This window comes from Sphingomonas sp. URHD0057 (genome assembly GCF_000620665.1).
Taxonomy (GTDB): Bacteria; Pseudomonadota; Alphaproteobacteria; order Sphingomonadales; family Sphingomonadaceae; genus Sphingomicrobium.
This window is the reverse complement of record NZ_KK211162.1, coordinates 923483-945921: the sequence shown is the minus strand read 5'-3', so window position 1 is coordinate 945921 and position 22439 is coordinate 923483. Positions and strand designations below refer to the sequence as shown.

At 66.8% G+C, this 22439-nt stretch carries 22 protein-coding genes, 2 tRNA genes and 1 pseudogene; 13 read left to right on the top strand and 12 right to left on the bottom strand.

The annotated features are described in order from the left end of the window. Positions 1–9: 9 nt before the first annotated feature. The 4 genes from N539_RS17225 to N539_RS17215 are packed head-to-tail and all read right to left on the bottom strand — an operon-like array spanning position 10 to position 1653. The gene (locus N539_RS17225) at positions 10–426 is read right to left on the bottom strand and encodes a hypothetical protein (RefSeq protein ID WP_051531825.1); all 417 of its coding nucleotides are present in this window, start codon (positions 424–426) and stop codon (positions 10–12) included. Then, entirely contained in the window at positions 426–770 is a 345-nt protein-coding gene (locus N539_RS0113665; RefSeq protein ID WP_028970715.1) for a DUF3618 domain-containing protein, read from the bottom strand. The genes N539_RS17225 and N539_RS0113665 overlap by 1 nt, the downstream gene beginning before the upstream one ends. Beyond that, positions 767–1114 carry a phage holin family protein gene (locus N539_RS17220; RefSeq protein ID WP_051531824.1) on the bottom strand — a complete coding sequence of 116 codons (348 nt, stop codon included), beginning with the start codon at positions 1112–1114 and terminating at the stop codon, positions 767–769. Before N539_RS17220 ends, N539_RS0113665 begins: the two co-directional genes overlap by 4 nt. After that, the gene (locus N539_RS17215; protein ID WP_051531823.1) at positions 1114–1653 is read right to left on the bottom strand and encodes a hypothetical protein; all 540 of its coding nucleotides are present in this window, start codon (positions 1651–1653) and stop codon (positions 1114–1116) included. The genes N539_RS17220 and N539_RS17215 overlap by 1 nt, the downstream gene beginning before the upstream one ends. A gap of 141 nt (positions 1654–1794) precedes the next feature. Between N539_RS17215 and eno the strand changes: the two are divergent. From eno to N539_RS0113625, 6 genes and pseudogenes are all read left to right on the top strand, one after another. Next, a pseudogene (gene eno, locus N539_RS17210) lies at positions 1795–3069 on the top strand (phosphopyruvate hydratase); the annotation flags it as partial. 107 nt (positions 3070–3176) lie between these two features. Beyond that, entirely contained in the window at positions 3177–3488 is a 312-nt protein-coding gene (locus tag N539_RS0113645; RefSeq protein WP_028970714.1) for an FtsB family cell division protein, read from the top strand. Between the two features lie 61 nt (positions 3489–3549). Then, entirely contained in the window at positions 3550–4602 is a 1053-nt protein-coding gene (gene pdhA, locus N539_RS0113640; protein WP_051531822.1) for a pyruvate dehydrogenase (acetyl-transferring) E1 component subunit alpha, read from the top strand. After that, positions 4602–6023 carry a pyruvate dehydrogenase complex E1 component subunit beta gene (locus N539_RS0113635; protein WP_028970712.1) on the top strand — a complete coding sequence of 474 codons (1422 nt, stop codon included), beginning with the start codon at positions 4602–4604 and terminating at the stop codon, positions 6021–6023. The genes pdhA and N539_RS0113635 overlap by 1 nt, the downstream gene beginning before the upstream one ends. A gap of 4 nt (positions 6024–6027) precedes the next feature. Further along, positions 6028–6693 (top strand): hypothetical protein, encoded by a 666-nt coding sequence (locus N539_RS17205; protein WP_051531821.1) that lies wholly within the window; start codon positions 6028–6030, stop codon positions 6691–6693. Between the two features lie 60 nt (positions 6694–6753). Further along, the gene (locus tag N539_RS0113625; RefSeq protein WP_028970711.1) at positions 6754–7215 is read left to right on the top strand and encodes an EF-hand domain-containing protein; all 462 of its coding nucleotides are present in this window, start codon (positions 6754–6756) and stop codon (positions 7213–7215) included. Here the strand turns inward: N539_RS0113625 and trmFO are convergent. Continuing rightward, positions 7212–8543 carry a methylenetetrahydrofolate--tRNA-(uracil(54)-C(5))-methyltransferase (FADH(2)-oxidizing) TrmFO gene (gene trmFO, locus N539_RS0113620; protein WP_028970710.1) on the bottom strand — a complete coding sequence of 444 codons (1332 nt, stop codon included), beginning with the start codon at positions 8541–8543 and terminating at the stop codon, positions 7212–7214. The genes N539_RS0113625 and trmFO overlap by 4 nt on opposite strands. Before the next feature lie 38 nt (positions 8544–8581). Between trmFO and N539_RS0113615 the strand changes: the two genes are divergently transcribed. The 3 genes from N539_RS0113615 (at position 8582) to N539_RS17200 (ending at position 10066) form a co-directional block, all read left to right on the top strand. Beyond that, positions 8582–8968, top strand: a complete 387-nt coding sequence (locus tag N539_RS0113615; RefSeq protein WP_028970709.1) for a VOC family protein — start codon at positions 8582–8584, stop codon at positions 8966–8968. Continuing rightward, positions 8965–9396: a DUF488 domain-containing protein gene (locus N539_RS0113610; RefSeq protein WP_028970708.1), complete on the top strand. Its 432-nt coding sequence runs from the start codon at positions 8965–8967 to the stop codon at positions 9394–9396. The genes N539_RS0113615 and N539_RS0113610 overlap by 4 nt, the downstream gene beginning before the upstream one ends. A 76-nt stretch (positions 9397–9472) precedes the next feature. Beyond that, complete coding sequence (locus tag N539_RS17200; RefSeq protein WP_197018424.1) at positions 9473–10066, top strand: DUF4142 domain-containing protein; 594 nt, start codon at positions 9473–9475, stop codon at positions 10064–10066. Positions 10067–10180: 114 nt separating this feature from the next. Here the strand turns inward: N539_RS17200 and N539_RS17195 are convergent, their stop codons facing one another. Both N539_RS17195 and gyrA read right to left on the bottom strand, forming a co-directional pair. Further along, positions 10181–10648, bottom strand: coding sequence for a host attachment family protein (locus tag N539_RS17195; RefSeq protein ID WP_051531874.1), 468 nt, complete (start codon positions 10646–10648; stop codon positions 10181–10183). A 79-nt stretch (positions 10649–10727) separates the two neighbouring features. Beyond that, on the bottom strand, positions 10728–13523 hold the full coding sequence (gyrA, locus tag N539_RS17190; protein ID WP_231463065.1) for a DNA gyrase subunit A: 2796 nt from the start codon (positions 13521–13523) through the stop codon (positions 10728–10730). Positions 13524–13781: 258 nt separating this feature from the next. On the opposite strand from gyrA, the gene N539_RS0113590 reads away from it, so the two are divergent. From N539_RS0113590 to N539_RS0113575, 4 genes are all read left to right on the top strand, one after another. Further along, a complete protein-coding gene (locus N539_RS0113590) occupies positions 13782–15002 on the top strand; it encodes a tetratricopeptide repeat protein (RefSeq protein WP_156029971.1) in 1221 nt (406 codons plus the stop codon). A gap of 121 nt (positions 15003–15123) precedes the next feature. Beyond that, positions 15124–16701: a histidine kinase dimerization/phospho-acceptor domain-containing protein gene (locus N539_RS0113585; protein WP_156029969.1), complete on the top strand. Its 1578-nt coding sequence runs from the start codon at positions 15124–15126 to the stop codon at positions 16699–16701. A gap of 48 nt (positions 16702–16749) precedes the next feature. Continuing rightward, a tRNA-Ile gene (locus tag N539_RS0113580) sits at positions 16750–16821 on the top strand. 37 nt (positions 16822–16858) lie between these two features. Beyond that, positions 16859–16935, top strand: a tRNA-Pro gene (locus N539_RS0113575). A 24-nt stretch (positions 16936–16959) separates the two neighbouring features. Here N539_RS0113575 and N539_RS0113570 read toward each other — a convergent pair. The 5 genes from N539_RS0113570 to N539_RS0113550 all read right to left on the bottom strand — a co-directional run bounded on the left by N539_RS0113570 (position 16960) and on the right by N539_RS0113550 (position 22332). Then, on the bottom strand, positions 16960–17220 hold the full coding sequence (locus N539_RS0113570) for a hypothetical protein (RefSeq protein ID WP_028970705.1): 261 nt from the start codon (positions 17218–17220) through the stop codon (positions 16960–16962). Between the two features lie 24 nt (positions 17221–17244). Further along, positions 17245–18666 (bottom strand): M28 family peptidase, encoded by a 1422-nt coding sequence (locus tag N539_RS0113565; protein ID WP_028970704.1) that lies wholly within the window; start codon positions 18664–18666, stop codon positions 17245–17247. A 69-nt stretch (positions 18667–18735) separates the two neighbouring features. Next, on the bottom strand, positions 18736–19806 hold the full coding sequence (locus tag N539_RS0113560) for a PA0069 family radical SAM protein (RefSeq protein WP_028970703.1): 1071 nt from the start codon (positions 19804–19806) through the stop codon (positions 18736–18738). A gap of 43 nt (positions 19807–19849) precedes the next feature. Beyond that, a complete protein-coding gene (locus N539_RS17185; RefSeq protein ID WP_156029967.1) occupies positions 19850–21451 on the bottom strand; it encodes a lytic transglycosylase domain-containing protein in 1602 nt (533 codons plus the stop codon). Between the two features lie 164 nt (positions 21452–21615). Next, a complete protein-coding gene (locus N539_RS0113550) occupies positions 21616–22332 on the bottom strand; it encodes a uracil-DNA glycosylase (RefSeq protein ID WP_051531818.1) in 717 nt (238 codons plus the stop codon). Positions 22333–22439: the final 107 nt, after the last annotated feature.

Below are 22439 nucleotides of genomic sequence, written 5' to 3'. Positions count from 1 at the left end.
CCTGCTCGTTCAGCCCTTGTTGCGAGCCGCGTCAAGCGCCGCCTGACCGGATGCCTTGGCGGCATCGGTCACGCCCTGGAACAAGCCGCGGATGGTTTCCTCGCCCTTCTCGCGGTTGAGCCCGAGCTCGTTGAGCTTGCCCGACCCCGTGTCGCGCGCCGCCTTGTAAGCCGCGCGAGCGGTGTCCTTCACGCGCTTGGCCGTCGGCCGGACGAGCCGCGTCTCGGCGTCGGTGCGGGGCAGGAGCGCGGCGATCAGCGCGCCGGCGGCGATTCCGCCGGCAAGCGCGATCAGCGGCGCCTCGCCGAAGGTGTCGGCGGCGCGCCGGCCGGCGCCGGAGACGCTGTCCCGAGCGCTTTCGTAAGCTTCGATCGCCCGCTGGCGAGGCGAGCTTCCGGTGTCGGCAGTGGTGTCGTCGTCGATCATTACGCTGTCTCCGTTTCACTTTCCGTTTTGGCGGCTCGGCGCTTTTTCGCCGATCCCTTCTTCGAGAGCCCGCTGGCCAACTTGCCGGCGAGCTCGATGAGCGGTTCGCGGGCGAGGAACATGGCGATTGCGGCAACCACGCCGGTCGCCGCCAGCGGCCTGGAGCGGACCGCATCGACGGCATCCTCGGCGAGGTCGGCGCCCTTGTCCTTGGCCTTCTCCCACACCTCCTGCACCAGCCGGTGCGGCTCGAGCTGCCCGGTCACCTCGTTCAGGGCCACCAGCAGCCGATTGCGGGCCTGGTCGACCTCCGCTCGAGCAGCCTCGACGCGGTCCTCACTCACTTCGCCTTCTCCAGGTCGCGCAGCGCAAGCCAGATCAGCAGGCCGGCAACCGTCGCTGCAAGCAAGGTCGAGACGATCGCGCCGCCCAAAGGTCCGATCCACCTCGCCAAGGCGATTGCGATGCCGACGAAGAGCGTGACTAAACCGACGAGTGCGAACGCCGCCGCAAGCGCGAACAGGATTGCCGCGCGGACATAGGATTCGGCGAATTCGAGGGCGCGGGCCTTGAGCAGCTCGAGCTCCGCGCGGCCGTAGTCGAGCGCATTGTCGAACAGCCGCTCGATCATCTCGCCGATCGAGCGGCCCGGCTCCGCCGGAGGGCTTTGTTCAGGCGTCTTCAGCATCAATCCTCGTCGTCGTCCTCATCCTTGGCGAGCCCGCTCTTCAGCAGCCGGGCGACGACGAAGCCGACCACCGCCGCGCCGGCAAGCGCGATGCCCGGGCTGTTGCGGACAAAATTGCGGGTGTCGTCGATCAGCTCGTCGGGATCTTTTTCGGCAAGGGTATTGGCGGCAGTCTCGATCGCTCCGGCGGCGCGGCGGGCATAGTCGCCATATTCCGGGCCAAGCCGCTCCTCGATGCCATCGGCGGTGTCGCCGACCATCTTGGACACGTTGGCCAGTGCTTCGGCGGTTCGCTCGAGGCCCTGGGTGACCAGCCCGCGCGCTTTCTCGCCGGCCTGGCTGCCGAGCTGCTCGCGCCCGCTGCGAAGCCGCTCGGCAATGCCGCCGGACGGCAGGCCCGGATCATCGATCGTCAAATTCGCTCCTCCTTCGTCCTCGGCCGCGCGGTCGGTCGCGATCGCGCCCGTGTTCTCGGGCTCCGCCGGTTCGATGATCGTGTCGGTCCCATCGGGCAGATCGGCAGTTCTCTGGTCAGCCATGGCAATACCTCCTTTGGCCTCTCAACGGAGAGGGCCGGGCGGTCGTTCCGGCGTGCCGCACCGAAAGTTGCACGCCCGGACGCGGCGCTTATAGGCCCTCGCGTACCCCCATATTGTTACGCGTCCGCAAGAAGGAAAGCCATGACCGCCATCGCCCGTGTCCGCGCCCGCCAAATCCTCGACAGCCGTGGCAACCCGACGGTCGAGGCCGACGTGATTCTGGCCGACGGAAGCACGGGCCGGGCCGCGGTTCCCTCCGGGGCTTCAACCGGGGCGCACGAGGCGGTCGAGCTTCGCGACGGCGACCACAGCCGGTGGGGCGGGAAGGGCGTCGGCAAAGCGGTCGACGCCGTCAACGGCGAAATCGCCGAGGCCGTCGTCGGCCGCGAGGCGGAGGACCAGGCGGGCCTCGACCAGGCGATGATCGCGCTCGACGGGACCGACAATAAGGGCCGGCTCGGCGCCAATGCGATCCTCGGCGTCAGCCTCGCCAATGCGAAGGCGGCGGCGGCGAGCGCGGACATGCCGCTGTACCGCTACATTGGCGGCGCCGAGGCCAATTTGCTGCCGGTGCCGATGATGAATATTTTGAACGGCGGCGCGCACGCCGACAACGGCATCGATTTCCAGGAATTCATGGTGATGCCGGTCGGCGCGCCCGATTTCGCCGAGGCGCTGCGCTGCGGCGCCGAGATCTTCCATGCGCTGAAGAGTGCGCTGCATGCGGCCGGGCTGTCGACGGCGGTGGGCGACGAAGGCGGCTTCGCGCCCGCGATCCAGTCGTCGCGCGAGGCGCTCGATTTCATCGAGAAGGCGGTTCGCTCCGCCGGCTACGAGCTGGGCAAGGACGTCCTGCTTGCGCTCGACTGCGCCGCGAGCGAATATTTCAAGGATGGTGCCTATCGCATGGTGGGCGAGGGGAAGACGCTGTCGCCGGCCGAAAACGCGGACTTCCTCACGGATCTTGCGAGCAACTATCCGATCGCCTCGATCGAAGACGGCATGGGGGAAGACGATGCCGAGGGGTGGAAGGCGCTCACTGACAAGCTCGGGGCCCGCGTCCAGCTGGTCGGCGACGACGCCTTCGTGACCAACGTCGAGCGCCTCCAATGGGGGATCGACCACGGCATCGCCAATTCGATCCTGATCAAGGTCAACCAGATCGGCACGCTGACCGAGACCATCGACGCCGTGAAGCTGGCGCACAACAACGGCTACACCGCAGTGATGTCGCATCGCTCGGGCGAGACCGAGGATTCGACCATCGCCGACCTCGCCGTCGCGCTGAGCTGCGGCCAGATCAAGACAGGGAGCCTGGCGCGGTCGGACCGCACGGCCAAGTACAACCAGCTGCTGCGGATCGAGGAGCAACTCGGCGCGGCGGCGCGCTATCCTGGCCGCGCCGCGCTGAAAGCCTATCATCCACAGCGATTACCCGCGTCTTCCACAAGTTCTTCCGCGAAGTATCCACCAAACCGTTCTTTTCACTTGCGTTCGTGAGTCACTCGTGATTCCTTTGAGTTATGAGGGGTGGGAAGCCTATCTTTGAGCTGATCCGGCGGGCCGCGTGGCCGGCGCTGGCGCTGATCATCGTCGGAACCTTCGCCGGTCATGCGATCGCTGGGCCCAACGGCGTCCTCGCCTGGGGCGGTTACCACCGCGCGCTGAAAGAGCGTCGGGCCGAGCTGGCGCAGCTCGAGCAGCAGAAGGCCGAGCTGCGGCACCATTCGGCGCTGCTCGACCCGCGCAAGGCCGATCCCGACATGGCCGACGAGCTGGTCCGCAAGGACCTTGGGCTGGTCCGCCCCGACGAGGTGATCGTCCCGCTGCAATGAGTTGCCGGTCGGCCTAGCGCCACTTATAGGCGAGCGCGCTTATCCCAGAAGTGAGATCGCCGTGGCGCGAACCGCCAAGAAATCCGCCGTTCCTCCTGCCTCGCAGGTACCCCAGATCGAGCGGCCGCCGCAGCCCAAGCGCTTCCAGGCGTCGAAGGACGAGCTGCTCGGCCTCTACAAGCAGATGCTGCTCATCCGCCGCTTCGAGGAGCGTGCGGGCCAGCTCTATGGTCTCGGCCTGATCGGCGGCTTCTGCCACCTCTACATCGGCCAGGAAGCGGTTGGCGTCGGCCTTCAATCGGCAATGACGGTCGGCAAGGACAGCGTCATCACCGGTTATCGCGACCACGGCCACATGCTCGCCTACGGCATCGATCCCAAACTGATCATGGCCGAGCTCACCGGCCGCTACGCCGGCATCTCGCACGGCAAGGGCGGGTCGATGCACATGTTCAGCGTCGACCACGGTTTCTACGGCGGGCATGGCATCGTCGGCGCTCAGGTGCCGCTCGGCACCGGGCTCGCGTTCAAGCACAAATATGCCGAGGACGGCGGGGTGTGCCTGACCTACATGGGCGACGGCGCGGTCAACCAGGGCCAGGTCTACGAGGCCTTCAACATGGCCAAGCTGTGGGACCTGCCGGTCGTCTACGCGATCGAGAACAACCAATATGCGATGGGGACGAGCATCAAGCGCTCCTCCGCCGAGCCGCTGTTGTACCGGCGCGGCGAGGCGCATCGCATTCCCGGCCTGCAGGTCGACGGGATGGACGTGCTCGCGGTCCGTGGCGCCGCCGAGGTGGCGCTCGACTGGACCCGCAGCGGCAAGGGGCCGATCATCATCGAGTTCCTGACCTATCGCTATCGCGGCCATTCGATGTCCGATCCGGCCAAGTACCGCACGCGCGAGGAGGTGCAGGACGTGCGCGAACATCGCGACCCCATCGACCATGCCGCCAAGGAACTCGAAAAGCTCGGTGTTAAGGAAGACGAGCTCAAGGCAATCGACAACGAAATCAAAGCTATCGTCATCGCAGCTGCGAAGTTTGCTGAAGACGCGCCGGAGCCGGAGCCGGCCGAGCTTTACACCGATGTGTTGGTGGGGACCTACTGATGCCCGTCGAGCTCAAGATGCCCGCGCTCTCGCCGACCATGGAGGAGGGCACGCTCGCCAAATGGCTGGTCAAGGAAGGCGACGAGGTGAAGTCGGGCGACATCCTCGCCGAAATCGAGACCGACAAGGCGACGATGGAGTTCGAAGCGGTCGACGAGGGCAAGATCGCCAAGATCCTGGTGCCCGAAGGTACCAACGGAGTGAAGGTCGGTGAGCCGATCGCCCTGCTTGCCGCGGATGGTGAGCAGGTCAGCGAAGCTGCCGCTGCGCCCGCTGAGGCGCCCAAGCCGGCGATGAAGGAAGAGCCGACGGTTCCCGCGCCGGAATCGCAACAGACCGAAGGCACGCCGACGCCGCACGTGTTCGAGACCGCGGCACGCGACCTTGTCGCCGATGTCGCCGCGACCCGCGACGAGCCGGAGGTGCCCGAAGGCACGCCGCTGGTCACCATGACGCTGCGCGAGGCGCTGCGCGACGCCATGGCGGAAGAGATGCGCCGCGACGACCGCGTATTTGTGATGGGCGAGGAGGTCGCCGAATATCAGGGCGCCTATAAGGTCACCCAGAATCTCCTTCAGGAGTTCGGTCCCAAGCGCGTGGTCGATACGCCGATCACCGAATATGGCTTTGCCGGGCTCGGCGCCGGCGCCGCGATGGGCGGCCTGCGCCCGATCGTTGAGTTCATGACCTTCAATTTCGCGATGCAGGCGATCGACCACATCATCAATTCGGCGGCTAAGACCAATTACATGTCGGGCGGGCAGATGCGTTGCCCGATTGTGTTTCGCGGTCCGAACGGCGCCGCCGCGCGGGTCGCCGCCCAGCACAGTCAGAATTACGGGCCATGGTACGCGAGCGTGCCGGGCCTGATCGTCATCGCACCCTACAGTGCGGCCGACGGCAAGGGCCTGCTCAAGGCCGCGATCCGCACCGATGATCCGGTGGTCTTCCTCGAAAACGAATTGCTCTACGGTCAGCATTTCGATGTGCCGCAGATGGACGATTATGTGCTGCCGATCGGCAAGGCGCGCATTGTCCGCCCCGGCAAGGACGTGACCATCGTCACTTACGCGATTGGGGTCGGCGTCGCGCTCGAAGCGGCGCAGGAGCTGATGGGGCAGGGCATCAACGCCGAGGTGATCGACCTGCGCACGCTGCGCCCGTTGGACAAGGCGACCGTGCTCGAAAGCCTCAGGCGCACCAACCGCATGGTGGTGGTCGAGGAAGGTTGGCCCCAATGCTCGATCGCGTCGGAGATCATTGCCATCGCCATGACCGAGGGCTTCGACGACCTCGATGCGCCGGTGCTGCGGGTGAGCGATGCCGACGTGCCGCTGCCTTATGCCGCCAACCTCGAAAAGCTGGCGCTGATCAAAGCATCCCAGGTGGTCGAAGCGGTCAAGGCCGTCACCTATCGCTGACGCCGTGCCTGGCGCCGATTTACGCCTGGCGCTGACCTATGTGCGAACCGCCGATCGCGGCGCGCTGGAGGCGCTGTTCGGGATCGACGCGGCGATGGCAGACGTGGTGCGCACGACCCGTGAGCCGCAGCTCGGGCCGATCCGCCTGGCCTGGTGGCGCGAGCGGCTTGAAGAGCTGGATGGCGGCGCCCCAGCCGAGCCGAGGCTTCAGGCGGTGCAGCAGGAACTCAACCCGCGCGGCGTTGCCGGCCGCGACCTCGCTCAGCTCGAAACTGGCTGGCTGCGGCTGTTCGACCCGTTTCCGTGGGGCGCGGAGACTGCCGAAGCGATCTGGTTTCGCGGGAACTTGCTGTTAGGGATCGGAGCAAAGGTTCTTGGGCAAGCGGACGACCGCATCCAGGGTGCGGGCGGGCTTTGGACGTTGGTCGATGCGGCCCGGCACTGCAGCGACGAGCAGTCGCGTGCGATGTTGATGGAACGCGCCCGCAAGTTCGCGCACGGGCTGGGCGGGGCGCGCTTTCCGGCGATCCTCCGGCCGCTGTCGATGCTCGCGGCGCTGGCAATCCGCGATTGTCGCCGGCGTCAACCGTTCGAGCCAGAAGGAACGCCGGGGCGGGCGCTGACGATGCTGGGCCACCGCCTGAGCGGACGGCTGCCGCGCTACGGTTGACAGATGCCGCTCCGATCTGGAGCATGTTCGCGCCGAATCTCCGTTTGATGGAGGTGCCCGATGTGGCGATTCCTCGCCGGGGCCGCGGCCTGTTTCCTGCTCATGACCGGCGCATTCCTCCTGTGGCAAGGCCACGCCCAGCGCGCGCCGAGCCTGCCGGCACCGCCAGCCCGGCTCGCGTCGCTGACCGGGCAACCGGTGCCGCTTCAGGCACCCGAAGCGAGCCCCAAGTCCCGCGAAGAGAAGCGCTTCAGCCGCGCCGACAAGAACAAGGACGGGCGGATCGAGGCCAACGAGCTGCTCGACCCGCGGCGCAAGGCTTTCGCCAAGCTCGACACGAACGCGAACGGCACATTGTCGTTCGAGGAATGGGCGGCAAAGACGATCGGCAAGTTCAAAGGCGCCGACCGCGACCGCAACGGCATCCTGACCGCGGCGGAATATTCGACCACGGCCCCCCCGCCGCCCAAGCACCCGAGCTGCAGCTGCCGCGCAACGGATATTGCATCGGCGGACGATTAAGCCGGCTCGGGGACCCTGAGCTGCTCGAGCCATCCGGCTAACGCCGCTCGGGCCCGGTCGGTGTAGGCCTGCTTGCGGTCGGCGCGTTTGAGGCGGCCGTCGAGCGGTGGCATCAGTCCGAAATTGACGTTCATGGGCTGGAACGTGTCGGCGTCGGCGCCGCCGGTGATGTGGCCGAGAATTGCCCCCAGCGCAGTCTCGACCGGCGGAGGCGCAAGTTGCTCGCCGCGCAGCTCTGCCGCTGCGAACCGCGCGGCGAGGATGCCGACGGCGGCGCTTTCGACATAGCCCTCGCAGCCGGTGATCTGGCCGGCGAAGCGGATGTTGGGCTTGGATTTCAACCGCAACTCGCGATCGAGTAAGCGCGGCGAGTTGATGAAGCTGTTGCGGTGGATCCCGCCGAGGCGCGCGAACTCGGCATTCTCGAGGCCGGGAATATTGCGGAAGATGCGCACTTGCTCGCCATGCTTCAGCTTGGTCTGGAAGCCGACCATGTTCCACAGGGTGCCGAGCGCATTGTCCTGGCGCAGCTGGACCACCGCATAGGGCCAGCGGCCCGTGCGGGGGTTGTCGAGGCCGACGGGCTTCATTGGGCCGTGGCGTAGCGTTTCGGGCCCACGCTCGGCCATGACTTCGATCGGCATGCAGCCCTCGAAATAAGGAGTGTCCTGTTCCCACTCCTTGAACGGCATCTTCTCGCCGTCGTTCAAAACCTGGACGAAATCCTCGTACTGCGCCTTGTCCATGGGGCAGTTGATGTAGTCCTTGCCCCCTTTGTCCCAGCGTGCCGCCATCCACGCGACGTCCATGTCGACGCTGTCGCGGTGGACGATCGGGGCGATGGCGTCGAAGAAGGCGAGGGCGCCTTCGCCAGTCTCGGCGGCGATCGCTTCCGCCAGCTGCGAACCGGTAAGCGGGCCCGTGGCAATGATCGCCGGATGGTCGGGCAGGCGATCGATGCGCTCCCGGACAATGGCGATGTTGGGATGCTGCTCGATGGCCCGCGTAACCTCGGCGGCGAACGCTTCGCGGTCGACGGCGAGCGCCGAACCGGCCGGGACCCGGTGCTTGTCGGCGGCGCGCATGACAAGCGAGCCGAGCGCGCGCATTTCCTGGTGCAGGAGGCCGACCGCATTGTGCTCGGCGTCGTCACTGCGAAAGCTGTTCGAGCAGACCATTTCGGCGAGCGCATCCGTCTCGTGCGCGGGGGTCCCGCCGGCGCCGCCGCGCATTTCGCTTAGCCGGACATCAAGACCGGCCTCGGCGAGCTGCCACGCGGCTTCGCTTCCGGCCAGCCCGCCGCCAATGACGTGAACCTGATCGACCATAAGGCGTTGCTTTATTGGCAGGCCCCAGGAGTGCAACAATGATCGATCACATCGGTATCCCCGTTTCCGACATCGAACGCTCTCGCAAATTCTACGAGGCCGCGCTTGGAGCGCTCGGTATGTCGGTCCAGAAAGAATATAGTTCGGACGAGGAAGGCGGCTGGACCGCGCTCGGCTTTGGAGTGCCGGGCGAAAAGATCTTCTGGATCGGCGACGGCGACAAGGTCGGCGAGGGGATCCACGTTGCGTTCACGGCCGACAGCCACGCGGAGGTCGATGCCTTCCACGTCTCCGCACTGAAGGCCGGCGGCAGGGACAATGGCAAGCCCGGCCCGAGGCCCAATTACGGGCCGAATTATTATGCCGCATTCGTCTACGATCCGGACGGCGCGAACATCGAAGCTGTCTGCTACAACGCGGAATGAGGGTATTCACGATCGGTTATGAGGGCGCAACCGTCGGGGAGTTCCTCGCCGCACTGAAGCAGGCCGGCGTCGAACGGGTGATCGACGTGCGAGCGCTGCCGCTGTCGCGCCGGCCGGGCTTCTCGAAATCGGCGCTGCGGGGGACGCTCGAGGAGGCCGGTATCGAATATGTGCACCTGAAAGCGCTCGGTACCCCCGCCGAGGGCCGCGCGGCGGCACGTTCCGGACGGCATGAGGTTATGGCGCGCATCTACGCGGGCCAGCTCGAGTTGCCCGAGGCGATGGTGCAGGCGGCGCAAATGGTCGAGCTTGCGGCCGAAAAATCGAGCGCCTTGCTGTGCTTCGAGCGCGAGCCGGCGCAGTGCCATCGGACCTTGCTGCTTCAGACGGTTGCTCCGGATGCGGACGTGGCGCACCTCTTCGCCTAGCTGCTTTGCGTTAGCGCAGGGAACCGCGCCCACGCGTGCCAGTTACCGTTCCGGAACAAACAAGGGAGACAGGCCGATGAGGAAACTGGCGATTATGCTCGGCGGGACGATCGTTCTTGCCGCTTGTTCAACTACACCGCCGCCACCGCCGCCGCCACCAGCGCCGGTTGTGGACCCCACCAATCCACTGTTCGCCCCGGGCTTCCTGGCCCAGGCCTCGAGCGCCAACGAGTTCGAAATCCAGTCGAGCCAGCTGGCGCTGCAGGCGTCCCAGAACCAAGCCGTGCGCAATTATGCGAATTTGCTCGTCTCCGACCACACCCGTCTCGGGCAGCAAGTGACGGCGGCCGCAGCGGCAGGTGGCGTGCCGATGCCGCCGCCGGGCATGCTTCCGGCGCAGCAGGCCGCGCTCGAACAGCTGCGTGCCGCCGGCACGGGGCCGAATTTCGACATGGCCTACCGCCAGGCGCAGATCGACGCGCACAACCAGGCGATCCAGCTGATGCAGAACTATTCCGCGAGCGGCGATGTCGCCTCGCTGCGCACCGCTGCGTCGCAGGCGATCCCGATGATGCAGATGCACCTTCAGCAAGCGCAAATGCTGAACGTTGCGCCGCCGCCACCGCCGGTGCCGATGCCGACCGAGCGCGGCGCGGGCGAACGCGGCTAGGCGTCAGCCGAACAGCGGGCGCTGGGTCAACCGGGGATTGGTGAACCGTTCGTCCGAGCGGATCCAATCCCCGGCGATCTCGCCCGAATGGAGGACGAAGCCGGCCCTCGGAGCTTAAACGGACGGAAGCTCGGCCGCCGCGGTATGACCGTCGAGCAACGCCTCGATGTCCGGGATCGGGCGGCCGGTCATTTCCTTGTCGACGGTGCAGACCAAGCGCCGCTCGACCTCTTTGTGGAGGCTTTTCTTGAGGACGCCGAGCGCCTTGGGTGGGGCGACGATGGCGAGGGCGTCGAAATCGTTGCGCAGCGCGCGCGCTTTCAGCTCGTCGGCGGCGTCCTTCACCCAGCGATCCTCTTCCTGCTGGTGGAAGTCCGTTTCCTCGTAGGTGGAATGGCCGTAGCCCGCGCTTTGCTTCGTCGTGCCGGGAGCGTCGGTCTTGATGTCGCGGTCCTTGCGGTCCTTCCTCGCATCGTGTGCTTCGGTCCTCAGATCGATCTGGTTTTCATCTCCGTGATTGCGGAAGAACAGCATTTTACGGCCGTCGGCGACCAGGACCAAGGCGTTGTTGGGAAGGGGCATCGGGCTTTCCTCCTTATCGTTCGTCATTAGAACGCGGAGGCAGAGGCGCGGGTTGCGGCAGTTGGTCGCAGCCTTCGCTCTATTCCGCCTCCGGATCCACCGGCCGATCGAGCTCGCTCTGGTCGGTGATCGCATCATCGACCGGTGCGATCTCGTCGCTGCTCTCGAGCTCGATCTCCTCCTCGTCGCTCTCGTCGATCTTGGCGACGCTGACGACATGCTCGTCCTCGGCGACCCGGAAGATGGTCACGCCTTGCGTGCTGCGGCCCATCACCCGGATGTCGCCGACGGTGGTGCGGATCATCTTGCCCTGGTCGGTGACCAGCATCAGCGCCTCGCCCTGGTGCGCCGGGAAGCTCGCGACGACGCAGCCGTTGCGCTCCGACGTGTCGATGTTGGTGATGCCCTGGCCGCCGCGGTTGGTGCGGCGATATTCATAGGCGGATGAGCGCTTGCCGTAGCCGTTCTCGGTGACCGTCAGGATGAACTGCTCGCGCTCTGACAGCTCGGCAACCCGTTCCTCAGGAAGCGTGCATTCGACGTCTTCGCGCTCGCGCCACGGCGGGCATTTGAGATAGGCCTCGCGTTCCTCCTGGGTGGTGCCGACGCGGTGGAGGATCGACATCGAGATGACCTGGTCCCCGGGTTGCAGCCGGACTCCGCGGACGCCTTGGGAATCGCGCGACTGGAATTCGCGGACGTCGGTCGACTTGAAGCGGATCGCCTTGCCGTTGCGCGTCGCCAGCAGGACGTCATCCTCCTCGGTCAGCAACGACACGCCGATCAGGCGATCGTTGGGATCGCTGTCTTCTTCGTCATCGCTGCCAAAGCGCATTGCCCGCTTGCCGGAGGAGCGAATGCTGGCGAAGGCGTCCATGCTGTTGCGCCGGACCGTTCCGCGAGCGGTGGCGAACATGATGTGCAACCCGCCCCACTCGGCTTCGTCCTCAGGCAGCGCCAGCACGGTCGAAATGACCTCGCCCTCCGCGAGCGGGAGTAGATTGACCATCGGCCGGCCTTTGGTGTTGGGGCCGCCTTCGGGGAGGCGCCAAACCTTCATCCGGTAGACCTGCCCGAGGTTCGAGAAGAACAGCACCGGGTTGTGGGTCGAGGTCACGAACAGGTTGGTGACCGCATCCTCTTCCTTGGTCGCCATGCCGGCGCGGCCCTTGCCGCCGCGCTTCTGCTCGCGGAACACGGAGAGGGGCGTGCGCTTGATGTAGCCGGTCATGGTCACGGTCACGACCATGTCCTCGACCTCGATCAAATCCTCGTCCTCGATCCCGTCGGCGGCCGCGGCAAGCTCGCTCATCCGCGGAGTCACGAATTCGGCCTCGACCTCGTCGAATTCCTCGCGCATCACTTCGTAGAGCCGAGCGCGGTTGGCGAGGACCTCGAGCAGCTCTCCGATATTCTTCGCCAGTCCTTCGAGCTCGCCGCCGATCTCGTCGCGCCCGAGCGCGGTCAGGCGATGCAGGCGAAGCTCGAGGATCGCCTTCACCTGGGCGTCGGACAGCGTGTACTTCTCGCGCTTGGCCTGAGGCTCGACCGCTTCGACCAGCTGAATGTACGGGCGGATCTGCTCGCCGGGCCATTCGCGTTCGAGCAGCTTTTCGCGCGCCACGGCGGGGCTCGCCGATCCGCGGATCAGCTTCACCACTTCGTCGAGATTGGTCACTGCGATGACCAGGCCGAGCAGGATGTGGGCGCGCTCGCGGGCCTTGAGCAGCTCGAACTTCGAGCGCCTCGTGATCACTTCCTCGCGGAAGCGGATGAAGGCTTCGATGAAATCGCGCAGGGTCAGCGTTTCGGGCCGGCCGCTGCGGATCGCGAGCATGTTCGCCGGGAAGGACGATTGGGCGGGCGTGTGCCGCCACAGCTGGTTGAGGACGACGTCGGGGGTCGCGTCGCGCTTCAGGTCGATGACGACCCGCACGCCTTCGCGGTTGGACTCGTCGCGGATGTCGGCGACGCCCTCGATGCGCTTGTCCTTGGCGGCTTCGGCAATCATCTCGACCAGCCGGTTCTTGCCGACCTGATAGGGAATCTCGGTCAGCACGATCGAACGCCGGTCGCCCCGGCCTTCCTCGACGTGGTGGCGCGAGCGCATCATGATCGAGCCGCGGCCGGTGGTGTAGGCACTGCGAATACCCGACAGGCCGAGGATCAGTCCGCCGGTCGGGAAATCCGGGCCTTTGACATGCTCCATCAGCCCTTCGGTGCTGATCGCTGGATCGTCCATGTAGGCGCGGCAGGCCGCGAGCACTTCACCGAGGTTGTGCGGCGGAATGTTGGTCGCCATGCCGACGGCGATGCCGCCCGCACCGTTGACAAGCAGGTTGGGGAAGCGCGCGGGAAGGACCTGCGGCTCGCTTTCCGAGGCGTCGTAATTGGGGGTGAAATCGACCGTGTCGCGGTCGATGTCGCCGAGGAGGAAATTGGCGACCTTGGCCAGCCGCGCTTCGGTGTAGCGCATGGCTGCCGGCGGGTCAGGGTCCATCGAGCCGAAATTGCCCTGGCCGTCGATCAGCGGCACGCGCATCGACCAGGTCTGGGTCATCCGCGCGAGCGCGTCGTAAATCGCGCTGTCGCCGTGCGGATGATATTTACCCATGACGTCGCCGACGATGCGGCTCGACTTGCGGTACGGGCGGCCGGCGACGTAGCCAGCTTCCTGGCAGGCATAGAGGATCCGGCGGTGAACCGGCTTCAACCCGTCGCGCACGTCGGGCAGCGCGCGGGCGACGATCACGCTCATCGCGTAATCGAGGTAGCTGGTCTTCATTTCGTCGACGATCGAGATCGGCGCGATATCGCGGTCGCCCGGAGAGGGCGGGGTGGGATTGAGGTCGTCGACTGGCGGTTCAGTGGCCAAGAAAATTCCTGCTCGTTAGGGGTGCACAGGGGGAATGCAGCGAACTGCGGCCTCCCCGCGACCTATTTAGGGTGTTGCGCCACAAAACGCCACATGCGCGCCCGCGCGCGTGAGGATTTCCGCGGGGATTTCGCGGCAGTTCAATCGGGGTTCAGAGCGCCTTCGGCAAATGCTTGGCCTGCTTTCAATCCGGAGCTAAGCGTCGCCGCGCAATTTCGAGCGCCGGCACCAGGCCGCCCGGCACAGGAGACCTTTTCGATGAAGCTACTTACGTACAGCGCGATCGCGCTCGTAGCCGCGCTTTCCGCCGTCCCGGCGGCGGCGCAGCCCAACGCACAGAGCCAGATCCAGGAAAAGCCGCAGCGGCAGCTCAAGCCCTCGGCCAAGGCGCTGAAGCCCTTGTCCGAGCTGCAGACCGCGGTGAAGAGCAAGGACCCAGCCGCGATCCAGGCCAAGCTGGCGGCGGCGCAGGCCGTGGTTTCCACCAACGACGACCGCTTCATCCTCGCGCAACTCCAGCTTCAGCATGCCGCGGATCTGAACGACACGGCTGCAGCCATGAATGCCATGGACGCAATGCTGACGACGGGCGTCCTTCAGCCGGCCGAGCTGGGGCCGCTACTGAAAAACCTGTCCGGCCTGCGGTTCAACGCCAAGCAATATGATCAGGCGGCCGCGGTCATCGATCAGCGCCTGCAGCTCGATCCTAACGATCTCGACGCCATCGGCCTGCTCGCCGAAACCCGCAACGCGCAAGGGCGCACGGCGGACGCCGTCGCGGCATTGCAGCGCGGCACCCAGGTCCAGACCGCCGCTGGTCGCAAGCCCGACGAGAATTGGGTCAAGCGCACTGCCGGGCTGGCCTACAGTGCGAAGCTGCCCAACGCTCCTGCGCTCGCCCGCCAGTGGGTCGCCGCATATCCGAGCCCGAAGAGCTGGAAGGATTCGATCGCGATCTACCGCAACTTGAACCATCCTGACACCGACGGCGTGCTGGACCTGCTGCGTTTGGCCAGCGCCACCGGCGCTCTCACTGACCCGAACGATTACCAGCTCTATGCGAGCGCTTCGGCCCAGCAGGGCAATTATGTCGAGGCGCTGGCGATCCTCAACCAGGGCGCAGCCGCCAAGCATATCGACCTGGCGTCGGCGAGTTTCCGCGACATGGTCGCCGGGCTCAAGGCCAAGCCGCAGGCGACCGAGGCGGACCTCGCCGAGGCGGTGAAGACCGCCCCACCGGCCGCAACGCTGATCCGCATCGGCGATCGCTATTACGGTCTCGGCAATTATGCGAAGGCCGTCGAAACTTATCGCGCCGCGCTGGCCAAGCCGGGCGCCGACGCCGAAGCCGCCAATCTTCACATCGGCATGGCTTTGGCGCGCAGCGGGGACAAGGCCGACGCCGCGGCTGCGCTCAACAAGGTCGGCGGCTCGCGGTCCGAGATCGCGAAATACTGGCTGCTCTACACCCAGACCTGAGCCTGACACCGGAAAGTTCCCGGGCGCGCACCAATCTCGGTACTGTCCCGTTTCGGGATAGTTAAGCGCTGCCGCCTTAGCGGCGCTCCCCCTTCCGCATAGGGCTACTGTCCAGTGCGTCTTGAGGGAACGGGATTTGCGGTTCGACGATCGCCTGCTGACTGTGTTGAACCAGCCCGCCGCGGACCGCCATGATGCGGCGGTCCGCTGGCGGCAGCTGGTCGATCTCGTCGCGCGCGCCGGGCCGAACAGCGCGAGCGCGGTGGTCGCGGATGCACTCGCGGCGATCCGCTCCGACGCGGCGCAGGTCGAGGATAACCTCCGCGCCGCTGCCGCGCGGGCCGTTGCCGCGCTGCCCTTGCCGATCGGCTTGCTCGAATATTTCGCCTCCGACAGCTTGGCGGTGTCGGCGCCGGTGCTGGCCGCCGCGAGCCTTGACCCGGCGCAGTGGCGCACGGTCCTCGACAAGGCCGATGAGGAAACGCGTCGCTTCGTCCAAACGCTTCATCCGGACATTGCTGCCGCGCCCCAGTCGGACCTCACCGAAGAGCTGATCGAAGCGCCGCCGCCTGAACCCGAGGTCGAGGCCAAGCCCTCGGCTCCCTCGCTTCACGAAGTCGTTGCCCGAATCGAGCGCCGCCGGCGCAACCGCGCGGTCCAGCAGACGTCGGACCGGGGCCTGGCCGGCGCGGCGCCGGTGTCCGCGGCCGGGTTGTTCCGCTGGGAATGCGGGCCAAGCGGCGAAATCGCCTGGGTGGAGGGTGCTCCGCGCGGCCCATTGATCGGCCGCTCGATCGCTCGCGCCCAGGACCAGGACGGCGACCGCGTGAGCGAGGAGCTGGCGCGGGCCTTCGCCATGCGCGCACCGTTTCGCGACGCCTCGTTGATCGTCGCCGGGGAGGGGGCGGTGGCCGGCGAATGGAAGGTCAGCGGCGTGCCCGCGTTTGAGCCTGCCGACGGGCGATTTGCCGGCTACCGCGGGATCGCGTTGCGCGAGGCTCCCGCGCCGAAAGCCGCGCCGGACGCGCTGGCGGAAAGCCTGCCGGACCCCGATTCCCTGCGCGAGCTGGTCCACGAGATCAAGACCCCGCTGAACGCGATCATCGGTTTTGCCGAGATCATTGATGGGCAGCTTCTCGGCCCCGCCGACCGCGGTTATCGCGAGCGGGCGGCCGACATCGTTGCCCAGGCGCGGTTGCTGCTCGGCGCGATCGACGACCTCGATTTCGCGGCGAAGATCCACAGCGCCAGCAAGGAAAGCCGCCGGGTCGACCTCGTCGAGCTGCTGGGTGGAGTTGCCGGATCGTTGAAGGACCTGGCGGCGTCGCGCGGCGTCGAGCTCGATTTCGCCCGCTTTCGGCAAAGCGCGATCGCTGCGGTCGAGCCGGAGCTCGCCGACCGCTTGGTCTATCGGCTGGGTGCCGCCGTGATCGGTCGCGCGCAGTCGGGCGAGCGGATCCGGCTGTCACTCGAGCACGTCGGCGATCACTGGCGATTCGCAATTACCCGGCCGCCGGCGCTTCGCGGCAGCGCAAGCGCCTTGCTTGCCGAACCGGACTCACCGGGAGCCGACAAGGCCGACGCCACGGTCGCGCTTCAACTTCGGCTGGTCCGCGGCCTCGCCCGCGTGGCCGGCGGCGACCTGACGATGACGCCGATGGCGTTCGCCTTGCTGCTGCCGGCGTCCCGGCTCGCTTGATGGGTTGCGCGCCCAGCGGCTCCGCCGCTATCGCGACCGGGCCGGGGCGGGCCTGTAGCTCAACGGTAGAGCCGGCCGCTCATAACGGCTAGGTTGGAGGTTCGAATCCTTCCGGGCCCACCGGCTCTTCACGAGCGCAAGCTCGTGGGACGGATATCGGGGAGTGGCGCAGCCTGGTAGCGCATCTGCTTTGGGAGCAGAGGGTCGCAGGTTCGAATCCTGTCTCCCCGACCATCCGTCACCGAGTAAGCGACAAGCCTACTGCTTGTTCTCGGTCTTGACGTTGGCGTTGACGTTCACGTTGGCATCGGTGCGGTCGACCTTGTTGTCGATCTTGTCGCCGGTATTCTTGACCTCATTGCCGACGTCCGCCGCGACATTCTCCGCCGTGTTGGTAACGTCGGCGACCGCATTCTCGGCGGTGTTCTGGTCGTACTGGACGGTGACCGCATTGCCGTCCTTGGTTACGTTGCAGCCGGCGAGGGCGAGCAACGGCAGAGCGAAGATCATCGAGCGCATGGATTCCTCCCTTGTTTGGGAGGGTCAACGCCGCTTGGGCTGTTTCGGTCCCGGCTCAATTCCACCGGAAAGTACCGCGAGCATCGCGGTCCAGGCGGCGACGTTCTGGCGCAGCTGGGCCGGATCGATCTTGTCCAGTGTATCGTCGGGTGTGTGGTGGATATCGAAATAATGCGTGCCGTCCTGGCTCAGGCCGACGCCGGGCAAGCCGCCGTCGATCATCGGGCCGACGTCGGAGCCGTCGGCCTTGTCGATTGCGCCGGGGACGATGCCGAGCGGCGCTAGAGCCGCCTGCAGGGCTCGCGCTTCCGCCTCGCGATCCTTGCCGAACTTGCTATCGACCTTCCAGATCCGGTCGGCGCCGAAATCGCTCTCGGCGATCGCATGATGCGGCTCGCGGCCATGCAGGTCCTTGTAGAACATACCGCCGAACAGGCCCATTTCCTCCGACCCGAACCACACCACGCGAATGGTCCGCAGCGGCCGACCGGCGTCCATGACGTGCTTGGCCGCTGCGGTGGTGATCGCGACTCCCGCGCCGTCGTCGATCGCGCCCGTCCCCAAGTCCCAGCTGTCGAGATGGCCGCCAACCAACAGGATCGGCGCGGCGCGGTCGCGGCCCGGAACCTCGGCGATGACGTTGCCCGATTCGCCCGGCTGGACGGTCGAGACCAAAGTCAGGTGCATCGTTACCGGCTTGCCGCGCTTGAGGATGCGCTGGAGCTGCTCGGCGTCGGGGACTGCGAGAGCCGCGGCGGGGATGGGCTGCACGCCGGCCTCGAATTGTTGGCCGCCGGCGTGGGGGTTGCGATGATGGTCGGTGCCGATGGAGCGCACGACGATCGCCAGCGCGCCCTTGCGGCTGGCGATGCTCGGGCCCTGGCGCCGCGGGCCGCCGAAGAAGCTGTAGCCGGAGCCGTCCTGGGTCTGCGGCATGGCATGGTCGACAAACACGATCTTGCCCCGCACCGCGGCATCGGGCGCGGCCATCAGGTCGGCGATGCTGTCGAAGCCGACGAGCTCCGCCGTGATGCCGGCAGGCGAGGTCGACGCGCTATTGCCGAACGCCGTCAGCGCGAGACGCTGAGGGAAAGGCGCCAGGATTTCCGCGCTCTCCGGCCCCCGAGTCCAGACCGGCAATGCAAAGCGCTCCACCCGGACGTTCGAGAAGCCCATGGCCGTCAGCCGGGCGACCGCCCATTCTCGGGCCCGGGCCTCGGCGGCGGTGCCGCCCATGCGCTGGCCGACTTCGGTCGTCAGGCCTTCGACGATGTCCCAGGCATAATGATCGTCGAGCGCGCGGTCACGCAGCGCTGCCACCGGGGCCGGCACGGTCGGGAGATAGAGGGGCGGGCTCGACGGGGCGGGCGTCGGGGTCGGCAGGCCCTGGGCCGAGAGCGATGCGGCGGACGCCAGCAGGGCGGCGGAAAGGAGAATGCGGATCATGGACGACGGCCTAGCAAAGAGAGGGCGGGAGTCACGCGTTACAGCCGATAAAATTTCGACGTCGATCGATTAAAGCAGCCGCAGCTGATCGCCCTGAGGGGGCTGGAACAGGTCGGTGCGGAGCGGGAACTTGGCTTGCTTCAGCCCGTATTTCGCGGCGGCAATCTCGAACCGGGTTTTGAGCAGGTCGGCCCACGGCCCTTGGCCGCGCATCCGGCTGAAAAAATTGGGATCGTTGTCGCGTCCGCCGCGCAGCGAGTTGATCGTCGCCATCACCTTGGCAGCGCGATCGGGGTAATTCGTTTCCAGCCACGCGCGGAACAGCGGCGCGACCTCGTTCGGCAGGCGCACCGGAAGATAGAAACCGCCCGGCGCCCCGGCCTCGACCGCGGCCTCGACGATATGCTCGAGCTCATGGTCGGTGATTTGCGGGACGACCGGCGCAATCGCGACGTAGCAGGGGACTCCCGCCGCGTTCAGCGCCTTGACGGCGGCGAGGCGCTTCCTCGGCTGCGGCGCGCGCGGCTCCATCGTCCGGGCGGTCCGGGGATCGAGCGACGTTATGGAAATGGCGACCGACGCGAGGCGGAGGTCGGCCGCGGGCTTGAGCAGGTCGAGATCGCGGAGGACGCGGTCCGACTTGGTGGTGATGGTGAAGGGATGGCGGGTTTCGACGAGCAGCTCGACCACCGAGCGGGTGATCCGCCAGCGCTCCTCGATCGGCTGATAGGGATCGGTGTTGGTGCCCATCGCGATTGGCCGGCACTCGTATCCGGGGCGGGACAGGGCCGCGTGAAGCAATTGCGCGGCCTTCGGCTTCACGAACAGCCGCGATTCGAAGTCCACACCCGGCGACAGGTCATGATAGGCGTGGGTTGGTCGAGCGAAGCAATAGATGCAGCCATGCTCGCAGCCGCGAAAGGCGTTGATCGAACGGTCGAACCCGATGTCGGGCGAGCTGTTGCGGGTCAGGATCGACTTGGGATGCTCGATCGTCACCGTCGTGCGGCGGGTCGGCACACCGTCGATCCCCTCGACCTGGTCGAGCCACTCGCCCTCCGCGACACGCTCCTTGAGGTTGAAGCGCGTGGGCGTGGCGTTGCGGGTGGCCCCGCGACCATGGCTCGACTCGACCGGCATGGCGCGAGTCTAATCCTCACGCGGGAACATAACAAGAACGAAGCTAGTTGGACATCCGCGTCATGCTGGTCGGAAACGGCGGCCAATGATGCTCGGCCATCGCCTTCAGCGTCGGCGTCCCTTCGCTGTTGAGCCCCTGGTACACCCACATGTTCCTGAGGACCGCGGGCACGTAATAGCGCGTCTCCCAATAAGGGATCGACTCGATCCACAGCAACGGATCGCCCTTGTCGTTGATCGCCGCCCAGCGGCCAACCGGGAGCGGACCCGCATTGTAGGAAGCGATGACCCGCGGGAGTTGGCCTGCGGTCCCCGAATTGCCGCGCATCATTTCGATGAAACACTGCCCATATTCGAGATTGTATTTCGGATCGGTCAGTGCGGCGGTGGTGTAGGGCACGCCCCGATTGCGCGAGACGAGCTGCGCGGTCACCGGCAGGACCTGCATCAGGCCAACCGCGCCGGCGCCGCTGATGGCCGTGCGCCGGAACGCCGATTCCTGGACAATGTGGCCGAACGCAAGTGCCGGATCGACTCGCCAGCCGTTGAGCGGTGACCAGCGCGGATTGGGATAGCGGTCGGCGGCGTCGGACCGCGCGCCGGGCGGCCCATTGTTCGCGAGCCAGAGCTGCGCCGCCGGAAGGTCGAGCCTCTTCGCCATCTGGATCAGCGCGTGGTGCTCGACAGGCGAGCCGATTTTGGCCTGGTGGCGAAGCATCTCCTCGGCCAGCGCCGGCTCGCCGATCCGCGCCAGCTCCATCGCCCGCTGGACGTTGGGATATTGATCGATTCGTGGATCGCGGCCCGTGAACGGGTCGCCGGGCAGCTCGGTGGTCATTCCGAGCGTCTGGCGCGCGATCAGGCCGTAGAAGCTTTCGGGGCCCTCCGCGGTGTTGGCAGCGGCGCGAAGAAGCGGCTCGACCGAGGCCGGCCGACGGCACATCTGCTCGGAGCGGGCTGCCCAATAGAGGCCGCCGGCGCGAAGCTCACGCTGTTGCGCGAGCGCGGCGACCTGCTGGAAATTGCGCGACGCGGATTCGCAGTCGCCCAGGCGCCACGAGGCCAAGCCCGAGATCCACGCCGCCTGCGATGCCCATTCGCCGGTCGCGCCCTGGCGCCAAGTGTCGGACACGCGGCGCGCGTCCATGTCGAGACCCATGACGTAATAGACAAAGGCGACCCGCTGCCCGGCTTCGGCGCGCGCTTCCGCGGACAGTTGCGGGGCATAGATCAGCAGCTGGGCTTCGGCGCCGGCGGCATCGTCGGCCTTGATCAGCGGATCGAGCAAGGCGCGAAGCTCGTCGGCGGCGGGCTCGCCGGAAACCGGCCGCGCCTTGTAGCGGACCGGCGCGGAGCCGAGGTTCACCGTCGCCCGCTCGGAGATGATCAGCGGGGCGGTGATCGCTCCGCGCCTGATCGCCATCGCCGCGAGCTGGTCGGCCTGCGGCAGCTCGGGCGCTGAGGCGATCAGCGCCTGGAGCGACCCGAGATCGGCCGTCGGCGAACCCTTGGCGGTGTAAAGCTCGGCCCTCGCGACCGGAGTGAGGATGCCGGGTGGAAGCGCCGCGATCCCCGCTTGTGCCGATCCCCAGGCGCCGGCGTCGATGGCGTCGAACACCCCGCGCCAGTCCTTGGGCACAGGCATGGTGGGGGCTGTCGGCGCCGTGACTGGCGCGGTTACCGGCTGAACCGTCGTCGCGGCGGGTTGCGAGGATTGCGTGTCCTTGGGCAAAGGCGCGAGCGGGTCAGACGACTGCGCCACCACCGGCGCGGCCCAAATCAAGCATCCGAACGCAAGCCATCCCGCCTTCAAGACTCATTCTCCATCAGAAGCAGAAGATCCCACCATGCCATTGATTTCTTTGAGGGCTGATTAATCAACTGACGGGGATGAAAGGTCGCGACCGTGCGCACGCCTTCGACCTTGTGAATATGGCTCCGGGCGGCGACGAGGCCCTTGCCGAGCAACGCCTGGCACGGCCCTTCGCCGAGCAGCAGCAAGCGCTTCGGCTGGGCCAGCCGGATATGCTGGCGAGCGATTTCGGCGCAGGCCGCGCGGTCCTGCTCGCTCATCCGGGCGCCTGGCGCATGAAAGCTCGACAGCGACGCGCTGTAGGCGTCGTCGACGTCGATCCCGATTGCGGCCAGCATCCGCTGAGCGAGGATCCACGCCTCACCCCCAATGGGCTGCCCCGCAGCCGCATCTTCGAGCGCATGGGCGTCGCTGAGCAGCATCACCGGCGCGTTTTCCGGCCCGTGGGGTAGCACACGCTTGGCCGCCGGACCGGCGAGGGGGAGGGTGGCGCTGCTCGCGAGCCATTGCTGCAGCTCGGCGAGCGTTTCCTGGTTGGGCTGAACGACGTTCGGCGGGGACGTAGCTTCGCCTGCGGCTTTCACGCGCGGCGCCGGCGCCTTGAGCCAGTCGCGCGGCCCTTCCTGGACGGCGACGTCGACGCCAGCCTCCAGCCACCACGCGAGCGCGCTCCTCGCTTCCGCGAGGGTCATATCGTCGACAACCCCACCCACGCGCCTACTCCTCCCTGCCATTGACGGCATGGTCAAGGAATTGGCAGGGCGGGTGAGTCGAATTGTGCTTCCGCCGCGACGAGACGCCGAGCGGACGCCCGGAGAGG

Coding starts and splice junctions, on each gene's coding strand:
- N539_RS17225 (WP_051531825.1), bottom strand. CDS start 426: ATGATCGACGACGACACCACTGCCGACACCGGAAGCTCGCCTCGCCAG.
- N539_RS17220 (WP_051531824.1), bottom strand. CDS start 1,114: ATGCTGAAGACGCCTGAACAAAGCCCTCCGGCGGAGCCGGGCCGCTCG.
- N539_RS17215 (WP_051531823.1), bottom strand. CDS start 1,653: ATGGCTGACCAGAGAACTGCCGATCTGCCCGATGGGACCGACACGATC.
- N539_RS0113645 (WP_028970714.1), top strand. CDS start 3,177: ATGAGGGGTGGGAAGCCTATCTTTGAGCTGATCCGGCGGGCCGCGTGG.
- N539_RS0113635 (WP_028970712.1), top strand. CDS start 4,602: ATGCCCGTCGAGCTCAAGATGCCCGCGCTCTCGCCGACCATGGAGGAG.
- N539_RS0113625 (WP_028970711.1), top strand. CDS start 6,754: ATGTGGCGATTCCTCGCCGGGGCCGCGGCCTGTTTCCTGCTCATGACC.
- trmFO (WP_028970710.1), bottom strand. CDS start 8,543: ATGGTCGATCAGGTTCACGTCATTGGCGGCGGGCTGGCCGGAAGCGAA.
- N539_RS0113615 (WP_028970709.1), top strand. CDS start 8,582: ATGATCGATCACATCGGTATCCCCGTTTCCGACATCGAACGCTCTCGC.
- N539_RS0113610 (WP_028970708.1), top strand. CDS start 8,965: ATGAGGGTATTCACGATCGGTTATGAGGGCGCAACCGTCGGGGAGTTC.
- N539_RS17200 (WP_197018424.1), top strand. CDS start 9,473: ATGAGGAAACTGGCGATTATGCTCGGCGGGACGATCGTTCTTGCCGCT.
- N539_RS17195 (WP_051531874.1), bottom strand. CDS start 10,648: ATGCCCCTTCCCAACAACGCCTTGGTCCTGGTCGCCGACGGCCGTAAA.
- N539_RS0113590 (WP_156029971.1), top strand. CDS start 13,782: ATGAAGCTACTTACGTACAGCGCGATCGCGCTCGTAGCCGCGCTTTCC.
- N539_RS0113570 (WP_028970705.1), bottom strand. CDS start 17,220: ATGCGCTCGATGATCTTCGCTCTGCCGTTGCTCGCCCTCGCCGGCTGC.
- N539_RS0113565 (WP_028970704.1), bottom strand. CDS start 18,666: ATGATCCGCATTCTCCTTTCCGCCGCCCTGCTGGCGTCCGCCGCATCG.
- N539_RS0113560 (WP_028970703.1), bottom strand. CDS start 19,806: ATGCCGGTCGAGTCGAGCCATGGTCGCGGGGCCACCCGCAACGCCACG.
- N539_RS17185 (WP_156029967.1), bottom strand. CDS start 21,451: ATGCCTGTGCCCAAGGACTGGCGCGGGGTGTTCGACGCCATCGACGCC.